16 protein-coding genes are annotated in these 18,988 nt (G+C 50.2%); 10 read left to right on the forward strand and 6 right to left on the reverse strand.

Translation table 11 applies throughout. The annotated features are described in order from the left end of the window. The 3 genes from rbsC to AK95_RS30965 all read left to right on the forward strand — a co-directional run bounded on the left by rbsC (position 1) and on the right by AK95_RS30965 (position 3,200). Entirely contained in the window at positions 1-969 is a 969-nt protein-coding gene (gene rbsC / locus AK95_RS30955; RefSeq protein ID WP_009592570.1) for a ribose ABC transporter permease RbsC, read from the forward strand. 15 nt (positions 970-984) lie between these two features. Further along, a complete protein-coding gene (rbsB, locus tag AK95_RS30960) occupies positions 985-1,902 on the forward strand; it encodes a ribose ABC transporter substrate-binding protein RbsB (RefSeq protein ID WP_071223750.1) in 918 nt (305 codons plus the stop codon). A 221-nt stretch (positions 1,903-2,123) separates the two neighbouring features. Continuing rightward, positions 2,124-3,200, forward strand: a complete 1,077-nt coding sequence (locus AK95_RS30965) for a Gfo/Idh/MocA family protein (RefSeq protein WP_071223751.1) — start codon at positions 2,124-2,126, stop codon at positions 3,198-3,200. 141 nt (positions 3,201-3,341) lie between these two features. Here AK95_RS30965 and AK95_RS30970 read toward each other — a convergent pair whose 3' ends face one another. Both AK95_RS30970 and AK95_RS30975 read right to left on the reverse strand, forming a co-directional pair. Beyond that, on the reverse strand, positions 3,342-4,964 hold the full coding sequence (locus AK95_RS30970; protein WP_071223754.1) for a response regulator: 1,623 nt from the start codon (positions 4,962-4,964) through the stop codon (positions 3,342-3,344). Beyond that, on the reverse strand, positions 4,961-6,700 hold the full coding sequence (locus AK95_RS30975; protein ID WP_071223756.1) for a sensor histidine kinase: 1,740 nt from the start codon (positions 6,698-6,700) through the stop codon (positions 4,961-4,963). Before AK95_RS30975 ends, AK95_RS30970 begins: the two co-directional genes overlap by 4 nt. Before the next feature lie 315 nt (positions 6,701-7,015). On the opposite strand from AK95_RS30975, the gene AK95_RS30985 reads away from it, so the two are divergent. From AK95_RS30985 to AK95_RS31000, 4 genes are all read left to right on the forward strand, one after another. Continuing rightward, positions 7,016-7,945 (forward strand): ABC transporter permease, encoded by a 930-nt coding sequence (locus tag AK95_RS30985; protein WP_071223760.1) that lies wholly within the window; start codon positions 7,016-7,018, stop codon positions 7,943-7,945. Positions 7,946-7,965: 20 nt separating this feature from the next. Next, positions 7,966-8,886, forward strand: a complete 921-nt coding sequence (locus AK95_RS30990; protein WP_071223762.1) for a carbohydrate ABC transporter permease — start codon at positions 7,966-7,968, stop codon at positions 8,884-8,886. Between the two features lie 44 nt (positions 8,887-8,930). Continuing rightward, positions 8,931-10,550 carry an extracellular solute-binding protein gene (locus AK95_RS30995; protein WP_071223764.1) on the forward strand — a complete coding sequence of 540 codons (1,620 nt, stop codon included), beginning with the start codon at positions 8,931-8,933 and terminating at the stop codon, positions 10,548-10,550. A 417-nt stretch (positions 10,551-10,967) separates the two neighbouring features. Beyond that, positions 10,968-12,050, forward strand: a complete 1,083-nt coding sequence (locus AK95_RS31000) for a Gfo/Idh/MocA family protein (protein WP_071223965.1) — start codon at positions 10,968-10,970, stop codon at positions 12,048-12,050. Here AK95_RS31000 and AK95_RS31005 read toward each other — a convergent pair. The 3 genes from AK95_RS31005 to AK95_RS31015 all read right to left on the reverse strand — a co-directional run bounded on the left by AK95_RS31005 (position 12,045) and on the right by AK95_RS31015 (position 14,592). Beyond that, positions 12,045-13,019, reverse strand: coding sequence for a hypothetical protein (locus AK95_RS31005; protein WP_083397779.1), 975 nt, complete (start codon positions 13,017-13,019; stop codon positions 12,045-12,047). The two genes, AK95_RS31000 and AK95_RS31005, sit on opposite strands and share 6 nt — an antisense overlap. A 246-nt stretch (positions 13,020-13,265) precedes the next feature. After that, positions 13,266-13,838, reverse strand: a complete 573-nt coding sequence (locus AK95_RS31010) for a redoxin domain-containing protein (protein WP_083397780.1) — start codon at positions 13,836-13,838, stop codon at positions 13,266-13,268. Positions 13,839-13,923: 85 nt separating this feature from the next. Then, positions 13,924-14,592 (reverse strand): Crp/Fnr family transcriptional regulator, encoded by a 669-nt coding sequence (locus tag AK95_RS31015; RefSeq protein ID WP_071223765.1) that lies wholly within the window; start codon positions 14,590-14,592, stop codon positions 13,924-13,926. Positions 14,593-14,809: 217 nt separating this feature from the next. Here AK95_RS31015 and AK95_RS31020 point away from each other — a divergent pair, with 217 nt between their 5' ends. The 3 genes from AK95_RS31020 (at position 14,810) to AK95_RS31030 (ending at position 17,736) form a co-directional block, all read left to right on the forward strand. Then, positions 14,810-16,408 carry a cobyric acid synthase gene (locus tag AK95_RS31020; RefSeq protein ID WP_071223971.1) on the forward strand — a complete coding sequence of 533 codons (1,599 nt, stop codon included), beginning with the start codon at positions 14,810-14,812 and terminating at the stop codon, positions 16,406-16,408. 192 nt (positions 16,409-16,600) lie between these two features. Further along, positions 16,601-17,473: a hypothetical protein gene (locus AK95_RS31025; RefSeq protein ID WP_071223767.1), complete on the forward strand. Its 873-nt coding sequence runs from the start codon at positions 16,601-16,603 to the stop codon at positions 17,471-17,473. Positions 17,474-17,496: 23 nt separating this feature from the next. Then, complete coding sequence (locus AK95_RS31030; RefSeq protein ID WP_071223769.1) at positions 17,497-17,736, forward strand: glutaredoxin family protein; 240 nt, start codon at positions 17,497-17,499, stop codon at positions 17,734-17,736. A gap of 162 nt (positions 17,737-17,898) precedes the next feature. On the opposite strand, the gene AK95_RS31035 is transcribed toward AK95_RS31030, so the two are convergent. Beyond that, positions 17,899-18,837, reverse strand: coding sequence for an NAD(P)-dependent oxidoreductase (locus AK95_RS31035; RefSeq protein ID WP_074961988.1), 939 nt, complete (start codon positions 18,835-18,837; stop codon positions 17,899-17,901). Positions 18,838-18,988 lie beyond the last annotated feature (151 nt).

Genomic DNA, 18,988 nt, shown 5'->3' on the forward strand with positions numbered 1-18,988 from the left:
ATGACAACTATTAACGATGCCAAGGCGGAAAAAGGGTTTAAGGTCTCAGGTTTGACGCAAAAGCTCGGTCCGCTGCTCGGACTGATCATTCTTATCGTTATCGTATCCGTCCTAAATCCAAGCTTCTTGGAACCGCTTAACATTCTGAACCTGCTGCGTCAGGTATCGATTAATGCATTGATTGCATTCGGTATGACGTTTGTAATCCTGACAGGCGGCATTGACCTGTCGGTCGGTTCGATTCTCGCGCTGTCCAGCGCATTTGTCGCCAATATGATGGTGGCCGGGTTTGACCCGATCCTATCGATTATCATCGGCGTTGCGCTTGGCGGTGTCATGGGGATGATCAATGGTCTCATGATTACCAAGGGGAAAATGGCGCCGTTTATCGCCACCCTGGCTACCATGACGATATTCCGAGGCCTTACGCTCGTTTATACGAACGGTAACCCGATTACGGGTCTCGGCGACAGCCTTGTATTTCAATTGTTCGGCCGCGGATACCTGCTGGGCATTCCGGTGCCGGCCATCACGATGATCATCACGTTTGCGGTGCTATGGGTCATCCTGCATAAAACGTCGTTTGGCCGAAAAACGTATGCCATCGGCGGTAACGAAAAAGCATCGCTTGTATCCGGTATTAAAGTACCGCGTGTCAAGATTATGATCTACTCCCTGGCAGGGATGCTGTCCGCGCTGGCGGGCGCGATTCTGACCTCACGTTTGAATTCGGCACAGCCGACAGCGGGTACGTCCTATGAATTGGATGCCATCGCAGCCGTTGTTCTCGGCGGTACGAGTCTGACCGGCGGTCGCGGCCGGATTGTCGGTACGTTAATCGGTGTGCTGATCATAGGCATACTGAACAACGGGCTCAACCTGCTCGGTGTGAACTCTTTCTATCAGATGGTTGTCAAAGGCGTCGTGATTGCGATTGCCGTACTGCTCGACCGTAGAAAATCGGCTTAAGGGGGAGAATGAACGATGAAAAAAACAACTTTGCTGCTCGTATCGCTTATGCTGATCTTCATAACAGGCTGTTCTCTGGAGCCGCCGGAATGGGCAAAGCCCAAGGCTAGCGGCGATGTCAAAGACATCAAAATCGGTCTTTCCATCTCGACCTTGAATAACCCGTTCTTTGTATCCCTGAAGGATGGCGTCGTCGCCGAAGCGACCAAGCAAGGAATGGAGGTCGTTGTCGTAGACGCACAGAATGACTCGGCCAAGCAGAGCAACGACGTCGACGACCTGATTCAACAGGGCGTCAATGCACTGCTGATTAACCCGACGGACTCGTCCGCGATTTCAACCGTAGTGCAAACGGCAAACAGCTTGGGCATTCCGGTCATTACACTCGACCGTTCCGCAGATCAAGGCGAGGTTGCTGCGCTGGTTGCCTCTGATAACGTCAAGGGCGGTCAGATGGCAGCCGAGTACATCGTGGATCAGCTGGGCAAAGATACGAAGGTCATCGAGCTCGAAGGCGTTCCGGGTGCTTCCGCGACCCGCGAACGCGGCAAGGGCTTCCATGATATCGCAGATGAGCAGCTGAACGTGGTTGCGAAGCAGGCAGCGGATTTTGACCGGACGAAGGGTCTCACCGTCACGGAAAATCTGCTTCAAGGAAATCCGGACGCCAAAGCGATTTTTGCCCACAATGACGAAATGGCCCTGGGCGCAATCGAAGCGATCCAAAGCTCGGGCAAAGACATCATGGTCATCGGCTTTGACGGAAACGACGATGCGCTGAAGTCCATCGAAGCCGGCAACCTGACGGCTACCGTAGCCCAGCAGCCGGAGCTGATCGGTCAGCTTGCCGTCGGTGCAGCGAAAGACGTGCTGCAAGGCAAAGAGGTGGAGAAGAATATCGCCGCGCCGCTGAAATTGGTAGTGAAGGAGTAATCCAGCAAGATCAAGAAGCGTTACCTTTTGCGATAGAAGCAGGGTAACGCTTTTTTTCGGGACATAATTTGCTGATTTCTTCCGGGCTGCGAAGTAACTCACAGCCTTGCGATAACGGCGGGAATACAATATCGTTAAAAGAGGACAGTTATTTCGCATATGATATTATAATGGATGTGTATGCGTTTACTGCTTAGATGTGATAAAGGAGCTATGTAACTATGACGATGGAGAAAAGAAAACATGCGATCGTGATCGTGGGTTATGGCGGAATGGGCAGCTACCACGCCAAGCTGATTAAGGACAATGCATATCTCGAGGTTACGGGAACCTTCGATATTTTGAAAGATCGCCGGGAAGTATCCCAGCAGGACGGGTATCCTGCCTATGAGAGTTACGAGCAGGTTCTAAACGATGCTGCGGTTGACGTGGTGCTCATTGCTACGCCTAATGACGTGCACAAGGAACTGGCACTGCAGGCGTTTAATGCCGGCAAGCATGTCATCTGCGAGAAGCCGGTAACATTGTCCGTCAGTGACTTTAAAGAGATGGTGTCCGCGGCCGATGCTGCCGGCCGGGTGCTGATGGTTCACCAGAATCGCCGCTGGGATGAGGATTTCCTGACGATTAAGCAAATGTACAACGAAAAGACGATTGGCGATTTGTTCCGTATCGAATCCAGGGTTCACGGGGCGAACGGCATTCCGGGCGACTGGCGCCATCTGGAAGCGCACGGCGGCGGCATGCTGCTGGACTGGGGCGTGCATCTTCTTGACCAGGTCCTGTTCATGGTGGACAGCCGGATTACGAGCCTGAGCAGCCGCTTAAGCTTTATTCTCGGTGATGAGGTGGATGACGGCTTTGAATCGGTCATTGAATTCGAGAACGGCGTATCCGTTCTGATTGAAGTGGGAACGACCAATTTCATAACGCTGCCTCGCTGGTACGTCAAAGGAACCGAGGGGACCGGCATTATTGAGGATTGGTCGTTAAACGGAAGAGTGGTTACCCGGAACCAGGATGCCGTGAAAGTGGAGCCGAAGCCAATTCAAGCCGGGGTAGGCTTGACCAAAACGATGGCGCCTCCTTCCGAAGAAGCTACCATTACGGGAGCTCTGCCGGAACCATACCGTCAATCCAGCAGCTTCTTCGATAACTTTGCGGCCGTGATTCAAGGCGAGGCTGAGCCGATTGTGAAGAACGAGGAAGTGCTGCGCGTTCTGAACCTGATCGAAGCCGTATTTGAATCGGCCCGGACGGGAGAAACGCTGAAGGATTTCGATATTTACCCTGCGTAATCTATATCGATTAGCTCTCATTCTTATTATAGAAAAAGTACCGCGGTGCCAAGCAGATGAAGCTTGAGGCTGCGGTACTTTTTATTTTCAAGATGTGGTTGCGGACAGCTCATGCTCAATGCCTAAGTCGAAAGTGTAATGTTATTTCGCGTGATCGATCTTTCCGCTGCTCCCGGCTTGCAGCACCCGCCTGTAATCGCTGGGCGACCAGCCCGTATCCTGCTTGAACAGCTTGGAGAAATAGGAATAGTTGGCGTATCCCACCCTAGCCGCAATCTGGTACACCGACAATGGTGTCGTCTCCAGCAGATGCTTGGCCGCCTTGATGCGGGACTGAATGATGTATGTACCCAAAGACACGCCCGTTTCCTTCTTGAACACGCGGGCCAAATAATCCGGGCTGAGGTAGACGAGTTCAGCCAGGCTCGTACGCGTAAGCTCATCCCCGTAATGGCAATGAATATAATGCTTAATCTCCTCCACCACGGTATGCGAATGGTCGGCGTAGGCATGATATTCTGCTGCCGTGCTGACGAGATACTCCGTATATTTCTCCATATCTTCAATCGAGTTCAGTGATTGCAGGAACAACTGGTCATTGGTTTTGCCGGTATACAGCTTATGTGCCTGGATTTCTTTCCCCTTCAGATAGGAATAGACCAACTGCACGATATCCAAGCGGAATAAACGCAGCACCGAGGCGTTGTAGATGCCATTCCTGGCTAGGTTTTGCAAGTATTTGCGGGTTTCAACCAGAAATCCAGCCGGATCGTTCCCGCTGAGAAGCGCTTCCCAGTCCTGCAGCGGGGGAGGGGTGTACGCGACTTCTTGCAGGGAATGGTGTTCCAGAAAAATAATCTGATTCCGTTTCTTGATCATATCCTCATTCATTTGCAGCAGAATCCGAACGGACTTGTTGATTTCCTCCAACGCCACCGAAATCGATACGCTGCAAGAAGCATCGCTCCGAAGGAATTGATTGGCTTTTTCAATGAACGACGTGCAGATGTTTTCCATGACGCGGGAATCAGGAGGATGATTCCATTTCAGCATGACCATCCAATTGTAATCCTTATATTCCATAGCGGCTTCAACCGTGAAGAGCGGGTCCTGGAACAATTCGGACAGCACGTTGAGAAACGCATAGTCAAACAGATCCTTGTCTTCTTTACCCAAACTTTGATCATACGGAAAAATGGTGATGAGCACAGGAAGAAATAGATCCGACATCTTATAGGACAAATTCTGCTCCGCGATATATCCTGCGATGGCGGCCCGGTCCGAAGAAGCTTTCCTTTCTTTGATCAGCTTGCTCCAAAAATGCTCCTGAAGCTTTTTTTGATTTTTTTTCCACAGCTGTCCGTCCTGGATCGCTTCCTGATCGCTTTGCTGTTCCTTTGCTTTATAGGCGGCTTTGGAAATGATGAGGCTGAGCTTATCGAATTCGATCGGCTTCAGAAAATAGTCAAAGCTTTGCAGCTCAATGGCTTTCTGCGCATAGTTGAAATCAGCGTAATTCGTCAGAAATATCGTCTGAATGCTGTATTGTTCCTCGCGAATCCAGGCGAGAAGCTCGAGCCCGCTGCCTTGCGGCATTTCGATATCGCAGATGAGGATCTGGACCGAATGCTGCTGCAAAATATCCCTTGCCTGCGCAACGCTGTAAGCGGTATAGACCTGTTCGATCGAAAGTGCCTTCCAATCGATTTTCTTCTCCAGCGCGGCCACGACAAAATAATCATCATCCACTAGCAATATGTTCATTGAATTTCTCCTCTCCGTTCCTGGATGGGCTGTGGAATCGTTAATGTGACGCAAGCGCCGCCTTCCTCCGGGTTTGAAAATTCCACATTCGCCCGGCGATGATAGAGCAGCTCCAGCCGCTGAAGGGTGTTCATGATTCCGATGTGTTTTCCTTCGCTTTGATCAAGCGGTTTGCCCGCGGCCAATGTTTCCAATACTTCTGCGGGAAACCCGGGTCCAGTATCGGATATCCGGATGACCATAGAAGGTTTCTCCCCTTCCATTCGCAGGCTCACGGCCAATCGAATTTGCAGCTCTTGATCCCGGGAAACAGCGTATTTTACCGCGTTTTCGATAAAGGTCTGTAACACGAGGGGCGGAATGGTGAGACCGGTAAGCTCCTCTTCAACATCAATGCGATATGAAAAGGCATCACGGTAGCGGTGCTTCTGAATCTCCAGGTAAATGCGGACATGCTCGATTTCATCTTCCAGCCGTACGACATTATCTCCGCTTTGAAAGATGTAACGAAAGTATTTGGATGTGGACAGCGACATATATTCGATTTCTTTAAACATCTGCATTTGTGCCATGCTGTAGATGTTCGTCAAGCAGTTCAGGAAAAAATGGGGGTTAATCTGCAGCTTCATATAATCCAGCTGTATTCTCTGCTTATCCAGCTGCTGCTCGTAAATATCGATTTTAAACTTCTTGATCTGTTCGATCAGATGTTTGAATTGGGAGTTGACCTGCTCAAGCTCGATGATCTCGCTGCTCATGAAATCCAGGTTCTCGCTGTCCTCATGAATGCGCCTTACATTTTCAGAGAAATTCTGAATCGGCTTTAACACCTTCTTCTTGAAATACAGCATAACCACGCTGAGCGTGCACGTCAGTACAACAAATAGCAGCATAATGAGAAGCTGGGCGATCATGATCGTTTCAAATATGCCGAATTGGATCACCAGCTGCACGTTGAAGGAGGCGTTCGAGAATCCCTCCGTGACCGTAGTCCGCGGCTGGGACAGGCTCAGCAGGGATGCCTTGGCTCCTTGAAGTCTGTTGGCATCCATCGTGTCTGTACCCGGGCTCGTAAGGGCTGCCCCCTGAGCATTCACCAGAGAGACGTAACCGTCCTCGCCCAAATCCAGCTGCTGGAGCGGCCGGATCAGATCGTCGGCGGAGATGAGGCAGATCAGATACCGGTTGTGGTAAGGAACGATGTTGATGATGTAATGGGTGTCCTCAACAAGAATCGGGTTCCAGTAGGAGTAGAACGTTTCGTATACGTTTTTGGAATCCGTGAGGGATACGATCTGTTCCTTAAGTTCCAGGAACTCTGTATATGACAGGGACATAGGTCCATAGTTCTGGAAGAAGTCCTGTTCCTTTAAATAGAAGAAGAAGTTGTATTCCTGGCCGTAGTTTTTCTGAAGCTCGTTAAACTGTTTATGCACTCTTTCGTTCGATTTAATATAATCCACGTAATCGGTGCCGGGGGTATCCAACATCTCAACGCTCTCATCATTCGCGAGTGTCCAGCCCATATAGTGGTTGATGTAGGAGAAGTCATGATTGATCTGCCGGATGTACAGATTCGCCGTATCCTGCAAATATCGGGTGGATTGCTGCTTTACGATGAAGATGGAGGCGAAGCTGATCACCAGATCCACTACAAGGGCAAAGATCGAGATAAAGAGCATGATTTTCACATAGTGACGGATGGGATAAGGCTTGTTATTCAGTGCTTTAACCATACGGATGCCGTGGTTCCTTTCAGTCCGCCTCCATGTGAAAGCGTTTTTATAGTGGTAAAAACATTATAAATGGAAATCGCGAAAAAAGCAGGAGTGAAGGCTCGGGCATTTATCATAAAGTCCGGATACCACATCGTAAAGTCCGGATAATGGCATGCTTCCCATAGGGACTCGAGGATTCCTTGAAGGGGGATAAGGCGAAGGTCCGAATAGCGCATGATGAAGTCCAAATAACGATTCCGGGCGGAAGTATAATGAAATTGCTTACGCGACATGCCGGATTCATTGACGACACGAACAGAAAGGGGAATCGATTTGAAAGCAGGCCAACTGAATAGAACCACGCACCCAACCCTCGGGCGGATCCAAAAGAACTGGGGCCTGTATTTGCTGCTGCTGCCTGCGGTTGTGCTGGTTCTGTTGTTTTCTTACGTACCGATGTACGGCATCCTCATCGCATTCAAGGACTACAGTCCCGCTCTCGGCATTATGGATAGTCCATGGGCGGGTCTAAAGTATTTCGAGAAATTTTTTAACTCTTATCAATTCTCGACCACGATCACCAACACGCTTGTAATCAGCTTATACAGCGTTGCGACGTTCCCGATTCCGATCATGCTTGCACTGATGGTTAATCAAATGCGCCAGAATGGGTTCAAGCGTTTCTTCCAGACGGTAACCTATATGCCGCATTTTATATCCACGGTCGTGATGGTGGGACTCATGCTGATTCTGTTCTCTCCAGGCTCGGGATTGATCGGGAATATTTTCCGGCTCTTTGGTGCCGAAGCGCCGAATCTGATGGGATCGGCCGGCTTGTTCAGCAGCGTGTACGTGTGGTCGGATGTGTGGCAGCATACGGGCTGGGACAGCATTATCTATATCGCGGCGTTATCCGCCGTGAGCCCCAGCTTGTACGAAGCGGCTACGATGGACGGGGCAAGCCGGTGGCAGAAAATCCGGTTTATCGATATCCCGATGCTGATGCCTACGGTCGTAACCCTGCTTATATTGCGGGTCGGCAGCTTGCTTGGCGTTGGCTTCGAGAAGGTTTACCTTATGCAAAACAGTCTCAATATTACCTCCAGCGAGGTCATCTCCACCTATGTGTACAAAATCGGGATGCTGAGCAGCCAATACAGCTTCTCGTCGGCGATCAGTCTGTTTAATACAATCATTAATTTTGTTTTGTTGATTCTGGTTAACCAGATTTCGAAAAAATACAGCGAAAACAGTTTGTGGTAACACAAGAGAGGAAGGGTTCTATGGGCGTTGTGGAAATAAGAGAGAAGACAGCGCCAAGGCGGAGGAATACGCGATCTTCCGACAGGGTGCTGGAGATCGGCCTGTATGTATTCGCTGTCTTGATGCTGATCGTGTTGATTTACCCGCTGTACTTCATCATCATTGCTTCGTTCAGCGAGCCGGCCGCGGTTGCGAATGGGCAGGTATGGCTGTGGCCCAAGGACTTTACGCTGGCAGGCTATCAAGAATTGCTGAAGCACTCTAATATATGGATTGGGTACCGAAATACGATTGTTTATACGATTGTAGGTACCGCCATCGGCTTGGTGGTTAACATTTCCGCTGCCTACGCGCTCTCGCGAAAAGACCTCGTAGGCCGCAAGTATATATCGCTGCTCTTTATTTTTACGATGTTTTTTAATGGCGGTTTGATTCCGACTTTTATGACGATCCGCGATTTTCAGCTGTACGATACGTTTCTTGTTATGGTGCTGCCGTTTTCGGTTGCCGCCTTTAACATCATTGTGGCACGGACTTTTTTCCAGAGCAGCATTCCGGAGGATTTATGGGAGGCGGCCCAGCTTGATGGCTGCGGAAATCTGAGATATTTCGTGACCATCGTGATTCCGCTTTCGAAAGCGGTCATCTCGGTCATTGCCTTGTGGACGGCCGTGGGTCATTGGAACTCCTATTTCAATGCCCTGATCTATTTAAAAGATACGAACCTGTACCCGCTGCAGCTCATCCTGCGAAATATTCTGGTCACCAACCAGATGCAGTCCGCCATGGGTACCGGAGAAGCCGCGGCCATTGCGCTGCGACTCGCCAATATTATGCGTTATGCAGTCATTATCGTCGCAACGGTGCCGATCATGTGCATCTACCCGTTTGTACAGAAGTATTTCAATCAGGGGGTGATGATCGGAGCCGTGAAGTCGTAAAGCCGGATGGATCTATTAAAAATAATAATTGGGGGAATGGTTGAATGGGGACAAACCATGCAAAGAGGAGACATCGCTTCAAACTGACTGGCGTCATCATGCTGGCCGCAATTCTGCTGTTGAGCCTGGCGGGCTGCAGCGGCGGCAAGAAGGAGGACGTCAAGACGGATGCCGAAGCCGCGTTTAACAAAGAAGGTCTGCCGATTGTCAATGAGCCGATAACGCTGGACGTGCTGACCGTTCGCTGGGGCAACATGGGGGATACGTTCCTTCAGAACCAGTGGCTTAAGGATTTGGAGAAGGAGACGAATGTCAAAATCAATTGGCAAATCATGTCCTCCAATGATTGGGGCGAACAAAAGTCGATCATGCTGGCGAGCGGTACGCTGCCGGATATTATTTTCGGTGATATCGTATTCAGCGATTCCGACATCGTGAACAACCTGTCTTATTTCCGCCCGCTCGACGACTATATCGATCAATACATGCCAAACCTGAAAGCGGCATTGGAAGAAACACCCGAAATGAAGAAGATGAGCACATTCCCGGATGGTAAAATCTACTCTTTGCCGGCGCGGCTGCCGTCAAGGCCGAAAGCATCGATCCAGCCGATTATTAACAAAACATGGCTTGATCAGCTCGGCCTTGATATTCCGGACAACACAGACGAGCTGTACGAGGTATTCAAAGCGTTCAAAGAAGGAGATCCGAACGGCAACGGCAAGGCCGACGAAATTCCGGTCAGCGGATCGGGGAATATCAGCATCGATCTGTTGAACCCGTTCGGTATCACGGACATCAACGGAAACAGCATGATGGTCATCAATAACGAGCCCGTGTTCTACCCGGTGACGGAGAATTATAAAGAAGCGATCAAGTGGGCGCATAAGCTGTACGCCGAGGGCCTCATAGACCAAGAGATCTTTACGCAGGACAGCACCATGTCCACGGCGAAGCATCAGAACCCGGATGCGGCGCTGATCGGCTTCTCAAATCAATGGGTGCCGGACGCGGTGTTCGGGAAGTGGAAGGATCAATATATTGCGATTCCGTCCATCGCCGGACCTGATGGGAAAAGGTATCAGGGCGGCGAGCCGCAGGGCATGAGCCTCCGCAGAAACGAATTCCTCATTACCACGTCGAACAAGTACCCGGAAATTTCGGCTCGTTGGGCGGACCAGTTCTATACCAATGAAGCGAGCATCCAAAATTTCTGGGGAGCCATCGGCACGGTGATTCAGAAGAACGACGACGGAACGTTTACGCTGATGAGTCCGCCGGAGGGAACGAGTGCGGATGCCTGGTATTGGGAGCAATCCGTAAGGGATTTTGGACCGAAGTACGTAAGCCCGAGCTTCGAGAAAAACATCATTCTGGATGAGACCACGGGCGACGGCTTGAAGCTGGTCATCGACAAGCTGGGCAGCGATTACGTAACGATGCCGTTCCCGAACGTCATGTACAGCGCCGAAGAATTCCAGGAGCTGCCTACGCTGACAACGGATATCGATGGTTATGTCGGCACGACCCGCGCGAAGTGGATATCCGAAGGCAATATCGATGCGGAATGGGACGCGTACGTTAAAAAGCTGAACGATATGGGACTGGAGCGGCTGGTACAAATCCGCAAGGAAGCCTATCAGCGGTATATCAGTGTCAAATAGGGATTGACGGCAATCGTCATGAGCTGCCCCGCAGATCGAAATGCTGCGGGGCAGCGTGGTTTCGCGGGATGGGGTTTGGTTTGAATTCAATAGGTTTTTAGAGACTTCAACGGAGAAGGCGGAATCATACAGGAGAAGCGAAGCGGTCCCCTTTGTCCCCGGATTTTCACCTTATAACAAAATACAAAAAAATCTGGGGGCAACAGGGATCGTAAGTATGATCCGCATTCGAAGTGATGAATAAACTTGAGTGAAACGAAATGGAAGGAGCACAGGAGGCAACCATGCGAAACATAAGTCACGGTGTGGAATGAATATCGGCATGAGAGACATAATGACCTGGTAGCCAGCATATATCCGAACGGCATAATCAATACCAGTGAGAGATAAGATATATATACAAGGAGGGTATCGATGATGAATCAATTTCGAATCGGATTAATTGGATTGGGCGGGATGGCGCAGGAGCACATCCGCTGGATGAATGCAGAGAATGTCTATCAGTTCGTGGCCGTGAGCGACGTCAATGGAGAAGCGGTGGCCCGAGTAGGCGATCAGCTGGGAATTGAGGATGGCAAGCGATATGCAGATTTTAAGGATTTAATTGAAGATCCGGACGTCGATGCCGTCATTTCGGTTACGCCTAACAACGTGCACGCGGATATTATTAGAGCATGCCTGCAAGCGGGCAAACCTTTTTTGGCGGAAAAACCATTTACGCGGGTGTTCGAAGAAGCAATCCCGTTGCTGGAGCTCTACGAGAAACAGCCGGTTCAGGCCATGATAGGCTTTACATACCGTTACACGCCGGCTTTTCGTTATGCCAGGGAACTTGTCCGAACGGGCAAACTCGGGACGATCCGTCACTTCTCCATTCAGTATTTGCAAGGGTTTGGCGTACCGAGCCAGCAGGTTCCCTACATGTGGAGATATAACAAAGCCGTCACGGGAACGGGAACGCTCGGAGATCTGGGATCGCATATGATCGATATGGCCCGATTTCTGTTTGGTGAATTTGAAGAAATTACGGCCCAACTGCATACCATCATTCCGGAACGCAGGGACCCGGTATCGGGAGCGATGGCCAAGATCGAAGTCGATGATTTTGCCAGCTTCCAGGCACGGATGATAGATGGCATGATGGGCGTGTTCCAGACGTCGCGCAATGCCTTCGGTTCAGGCAATCAGCATGAAGTATCCATTTACGGCGACGACGGCACGGTCCACGCCAGCACATTGGATCCGGAACGGGTGGTATGGATTCGTGAAGAAGAGCCCGGGCAGCTCGCCAGAACGACAATGGAGGTGCCGCAGCATTGCAAAGTCAAGCAGTATGCCGATTTTGCCGGGCTATTACGGGGAACGCCTGCCGACGGGATCCCTGGATTTATGGACGGGTACCGGAATCAAGAGGTGCTGGATGCAGTCGTTAGGGCACATGAGACCAAAGCGGTGGTAGAGCTTCGGAATCATGGCCAACGGATCCAGAGCAAGTCATAACGTATTGCCCATCCAGATATACAGCGCCATCAAAGTGAATAGAAAGAGGCAAAAGTTAACGCTTACAAATAACCCGCGAAGTAACGCGGAGCGGTGGAATTGAAATGGAGTTCTAAGCTCCCCCGTCCCTTCGATCAGGAACAGGATCAGTACTGTATGAATGATCGTATGGCCTATGACCTCCTTGTAACCGAATACAAGGCTTGTCATAATAAAAATGCCAGATACCAGGAGGGCCGTGAATCGGCTCATGATACCCACGATAAATGCCCACGCCAGCCCTATTTCGATAAACGCGGTGATCAGGACGAAATTCTCAATGGTAAAACCGAAGGTAGGAAGCCCGTAGCTGCCCATTACAGAGCAAGCCAGTTCGGGAATGGTCAGTTTTTCCATGGCAAGCCAAGCGAGGGACATGCCCGTGCATATGTACATGACGGGGGCAGCCGTTCTTTTTATTGGAGTGCCGCTCACAAACAGATAATACACAATACCGAGATATATCAAATAATCGATGGAATGAAACATACCGTAGGTTAATGAAGCTTGCAGATAGAGCAAGAATAGGATGGCACCACTCACCGGCAATGTGCGCTTATAGAGCAAGCAGGCTGATGCGGCGGAGAGACCGAGGATAATCCACATGGAATTGGTTCTGAACTCGGGTGCCAGATACGAGCCGCTCAGAAGCTGCAGCACCAAGCCGATAGCCAGCCCAATGCGCAGGATGACTTCGGTATGGGGCCTTAGCCTGTGCAGCCATTGATGAACTTTCATGACCGGCCGCATCTTCCCCAGCGGATCGTGGAAGATGCATGTGAGCAATAAGATCAACAATGTAAACGCTAACCAAAACAGGAATGTCAGCGTAACGATCCGGGGAAAGGGCAGGGGGACCCATTCAAAGTTATCCGTAAACCATTTGACATGATTATAGATGTTGCTAATCTTGGAGAAATGCATTATCATTCGATCAGTTCCTCCCTTAACCAACTCTAGTCACCTATCCAAGATAATACAATATTAGATAAAAAAGTATATTATTGGATGAATATATCCCTCATTATGAAAATATTATCCCTTAAGAGTATTCAAAGGCAGCCTTTGACCTTATCGTTATAGCTTCAGCAAACAAGCCGATCCATCCGGATCGGCTTGTTGCTATGTCTCATGCTATGAGTTCTTTTTACTGCTGAAAACGACTAAAAGACAGGCTCAGCCCAACTTAGGAAGCTGTGTTCCGCCAGCATAACGCTCAATGGTTTCGTAAGGCAGATGATCGGTAATCAGGCAACCGTAATGCGCGATTCGTATGATGCCGTCCTCGTCCAACACAAACTCTGCCGGAATCCGATTGAAATTTGAACCTTCTTCCGGCGTCAGCTTGAAACCTGCCGCTTCTGCTTCATCCGTGAACTGATGCACATTCGGGTGAGCTAAGGTGGCTTGTGTCTTGGCTACCGAGGTCTCGACCCCATAGAGAGAGTAGAGCTCCGCACTTGGATCGGCAATAAGAGGAAACGGAGCATTTTGCTGACCGACATGCTGCTGAAGGGCTGTGTCCGGTGATTCAAAAACGCAAATGACATCCAGATGACGCTGCTGCCACTGAGGATATCGCTGAATAAACTGGTGCACCCTCAGATTGCATAGGGCACAGGCAGCGTTGCGAAAAAAAGCGAGAAGTAATTTACGTCCGCGATAAGCTTCCAGTGAAATCATATTTCCATTTGGATCTACGTTTTGGAATAACGGAGCATAATCTCCGGGTTGAAGCATGTTGTTCATTTTGAATTCCTCCTGGGTTAACGGTATATAGGCGTGAGGCCTATTACCAATGTAGCAGGGAGGACTTCATTGCTCTGTGACTAGGTCACATAGCAGCTTCTGTTAGACAGGCTCGGTTTATTATTTTCACCCAGCCTCTTCCTGTCTCCAGCCATCCTTTCTTTTGGAACTGGCCCAGCGTACGGGAGACGACCTCTCTTACGGAGCCAATGTCATCCGCAAGCTCTTGGTGGGTTGTGCGCACCAGCGGATGTTCATCCGAGCTGATGCGCAGCAGAGTCCTGGCAAGGCGCTGCTCCAGCGGTAATGTCTGTCTCTCCTGCAATTTGTTTGCCATCCGCAGTGTTCCATCCAGCAGCCCGCCAAAAATAGCGCTGCGGATGGGTTCATACACCTGCAGCCAGCGGAGGAAGCTGTTTTTCAGCACATACAAGACCTCGACCTTGGACTCGGCAATCAGAGTGCCCGGATAGTCCTGGCCGCTTAGCCCACTAAGTACGAGGAGAGAGCAGACTTCTCCGGCTGATAGGATGTTTAATACCGATTCGTTGCCATCTTCGTGGATGATCGTGATACGGGCCGATCCGCTGATGAGGAACATGCCATAGATCGCGGCATCCTCTCGTTGAAAGATTCTCGATTTGGCTTCAAAATGTTTGGTAAACGGATTAGCTTGAATCCATTCTTCCGGTGGTACGACTTTCAAATAAGGGAAGATGTCGGTTATCTGCTTATCATTCAATTCAGGCTTCATGATGGGTTTCCGCCTTTCGGTAATCATGCACGGACATGCGAAACTGCTATTCTATATAGTTAACATTTCGGCCTGACAAAGTTCAAGCGAATTTATCCGGATTTCATCCGGAAGGACTCCTTTGGCGATGGTTTGCTATAATGATATGAGCAAGCGGTATAGGTCAGGGAAAAGGGTGAGGAAGATGAATGAAACAGAATACATAAGGGATACACCCATGAATATCAGGAAGAGGCAAGGAGCGGTACTCATGCTGCAGGGAACCGCTTCGGATGTAGGGAAAAGCATCGTCACAACAGCGCTATGCCGCATATTTCTACAGGATGGTTATCGCACGGCTCCATACAAATCGCAAAATATGGCTCTTAATTCCTATGTGACCCTGGATGGCAAAGAGATCGGCCGAGCACAGGGCGTACAGGCTGAAGCCTGCGGCATTGCCGCAACGACGGACATGAATCCGATTCTGATCAAGCCGATAAAGGACATGCATTCGCAAATCGTGATCCACGGCGTACCCCAAATGCAGATGAGTGCGATGGATTACCGGACTCTGTTCCTGCCGAAGGCTAAAGAGATTGTGCTGGATGCACTGGATCGACTGCGGGAGAGCTACGACATCGTTGTTATGGAGGGGGCGGGAAGTCCGGCGGAGATCAATCTTAAGGACCGGGACATTGTTAACATGAATTTGGCAGGCTGGGCGGATTCACCGGTTATTCTGGTTGCCGATATCGATCGCGGAGGTGTGTTCGCTTCCATAGTAGGTACGCTTGAACTGCTTGAGGCCCATGAGGTGGCCAGGGTCAAAGGATTTATCATTAACAAATTCCGCGGGGATCTGGCGCTGCTTCAGCCGGGACTGGACTGGCTTGAAGAGCGGACAGGTATTCCCGTGCTGGGCGTACTCCCTTATATTCAGGACATGCGGATCGAGGCTGAGGATTCGGTTGTGCTGGATGAGCTTCAGAATCAAAGACTGGAACAACGAGACCTCGATATTGTCGTGATCCGGTATCCGCGTATTTCGAACTTTACGGATGTTGATGCGCTGCGCATGGAACCGGACGTTGTCGTTCGCTTCGTCCAATCGGCGGATGAACTTGGAATGCCGGACGTCATTATTTTGCCTGGCACCAAGGATACGATCAGTGACCTTGAATTCCTCCAGGATCGGGGGCTGGCCGATGCGATTTTGAGCCAGACGCGGCAGCGGGATGTGCAGTTGGTTGGCATCTGCGGAGGATATCAAATGCTGGGCGAGCAGCTGTCGGATCCGCATGCGGTCGAAGGGAGCGTTCGGGAAGCGAAGGGGCTCGGCCTGCTGCCGATTCAGACTTCCTTTTTAAAGCATAAAAGGACCGTTCGGGTGAAAGGGAAGTTGTTACAGGAACATTCGCTGAGGTTCGTTGTCTCGGATACAGAGGCGGATTCGTCGATTACGGCCTATGAAATCCATATGGGCGTGAGCGAATGGAGCGCCTTGTCTGGCGGCTCAGGACACCGCCCGCTTTTTTCGATTGAAGCGGATTGCACAGATGCTATAAAGACGAAAGAAGATATTCAGCCGCATATTGAAGGGACAGCTACTTCGGATGGCCGCATATGGGGCTGCTATCTGCATGGCTTGTTTGACAATGATGACTTTCGCAGATCCTGGCTGAATGGCATTCGGGTGAAGAAGGGGCTTATTCCAATTATGGAAACGTTCAAAGCAGTAGAGCGCAAATTCGCGGAATTTGACCGTGTAGCGGACGTCGTTCGTAATCATGTGGATATGAAAAAAATATATGAAATCATCGGTTGCACCCATTGAATGATAAGGAATGCATCCGAACATTCGGGTAATAATGATGAAGAGGAAGATAACACCATGCAGGCGGCATGGTGTTATTTGCATGGAGCGAACAGAAAAAAGTTGATTAATTATAGGATAGGGGGGTATACTAAATATATAGACGGAAGATCATTCGTCTTGCAGTATATTCGATGATTGGAGTGATAGCCCATGTTGAATAGGAAGGGCACCATACTAACCTTAACGGGCATACTTGCTTTTGGATTGTTGACAGCATGCGATAACGCGAAGCTGGCCCCCGATGCGGGCGGCCATGGCGGGAACCATGAAAAGGAAAGTGAAAGCCATGAAACGAACGGGCATGGCGAACACGCTGGCGGGCATGAAACGGCCTCAGATCATTACAACGCTGCGTTTACATGGAATGAACCGGTAAGAGCAGGCGCCGAATCCGAGCTGACGATTCGAATTACGGATCAAGACGGTGGACCTGTCCAGGACTTTGATGTCAATCATGAGAAGCTCCTGCATCTGATCATCGTGAATCGCGATTTGTCTTTCTTCGAGCATATTCATCCGGATTACAAGGAGAATGGCGTATTTACCGTGAACACGACATTCCCGGCTGGCGGCGACTATAAATTGTTTGCAGATTTTGTTCCTAAGGGTGCTGCAGGGGCCACGCTAAGCGAATGGGTTCAGATTGAGGGAGAAGCAGGGGAATCTTCGGCGATTCAACCGGATTCCAGCCTAATCAAACAAGTGAACGGCAAGGAGATTGAACTGAGCCTAAGCAATACGTTATCGAATGAAGAGGTTGTGCTCGCCTATCATATTCAGGATGCCAAGACAAAGCAAGGTATCAACAATCTGGAGCCTTACCTGGGCGCAGTGGGGCACGTGGTCATTCTGTCCGAAGACGCTGAGCAGTACATTCATGTACATCCCCTGGACGAACGGAGCACAGGACCCAATGCGGAATTCGCCACTACCTTCCCACACAGCGGTATCTACAAAATCTGGGGACAATTTCAGCATCAGGGTGAAGTGATGACCGTGCCTTTTGTTGTTGAGATCAAATAATTTTCGCTTGAGGAGTGATCGATATGACAGAATCATTAAAAATCTATACCATACCCACTTGCAGCGACTGCCATCATGCCAAGCGTTACTTCAAGGAGCAGGAGGTACCGTATACGGAGTATGATTGCACACAGAACCCGGAATATCCGGAAGAAGTACGACGTCTGACAGGAAAGCAGATTGTACCTACGATCGTTATTGGTGACAAGGTATTTATCGGATTTGCCGATAACTTTCAGGAGATCAGGGAATTGATTAAATAATAAGGGCGCATGGAAATGGAAAAGAAGCATGGATCGTTCCCGCGGGAGGATCCATGCTTCTTTTGCAGGTGAGGAGCCAAAAAGTATCGCCTTAGACTAGTCAGTAAGCGTAATGCTTCGTTGCATGCTAGCCCCATGCCGCTAATCGCTCATTTATGCCTATCAAGACGATGGGCGCTTGCGGATCAGTTCAATCACGCTGGCGAAGTCGTCCCCTCCATGTCCATCCTCCACCCGGCGTTTCATCAGCTCGAAGATCGGTGTGAATGTCTCGGGGCTGACGCCTTGTACCCTGCTAACCTCCCCGATGGTGTCGTGGGCGGCCTGCATCGCCAGGCTCGCATCCTTGGCGGAGTAATCACCGGAATCGATCTGCTTCGCCATCTCCGGCATGGTGGACATCATGGCTTGCAGAAAAGGCATCAGCAGCGTCGTCGTGAAGTCCAGTGCCTTCACGCCTTCGGTGCCCACAAGCGCCACCGCATGGATAAAGCCCCCGAACATACCGTACATTCCGCTTAGCAGTGCCAGGTCATTCAGTGGGGCAAGCGCAGGATCGGAACCTAAATAGTGACTTGTACCTAAGCTGTCCAATACCTGTTTATAATTATCGTAAGCTGTCTTCGAACCGCTGTAGAGGATAACGGCATGGGGCGTGGCGATCAAGGAAGGGACGGCCATGATGCCGCCATCCAGATACCCGGCGCCATGGTTTCTCATCCATGTCCCCATCGTGCGGGCCTCTTCGGGAGTACCGGTTGTCAGATTTACGACAACCTTGCCGGAAAGCTTCTCCTTCATGGGTTCCAGAATATGGCGGGCGGCATCATAATCAAGTACGCATATAATCAAGAGGGGGCTGGCGGCGATGGCATCTGCGATTTCCGTAGCGCCGGAGGCACCTAAGCCTACAAGCTCAGCGGCTTTTTCAGGTGTGCGGTTCCAGACTGTGGTGACATATCCGCTGTGCAAGAAGGTGCGGGCCAGCTTGGAGCCCATGGAGCCTAATCCGATCACGGTTACTGAAGGAAGGGTGGAGCTGTTTGCCTTCGCATCGTGGAGATGGTTAACGTTTGATGATCTATCAAGATTTGCATTCATCGGTAAAACCCCTTTCTGGACTGGAATGATACCGATTCTAAAGTATGACACTAGTGACAATGTCAAGACAGATCATCATCATGAAATTTGATGCTACACCTAATAAAACGTAAAAAATCAGGTACTGTGCGGCCAGAATGTTCGTTTTCAT

It is taken from the genome of Paenibacillus sp. LC231 (assembly GCF_001860525.1).
Classification (GTDB): domain Bacteria; phylum Bacillota; class Bacilli; order Paenibacillales; family Paenibacillaceae; genus Paenibacillus_AQ.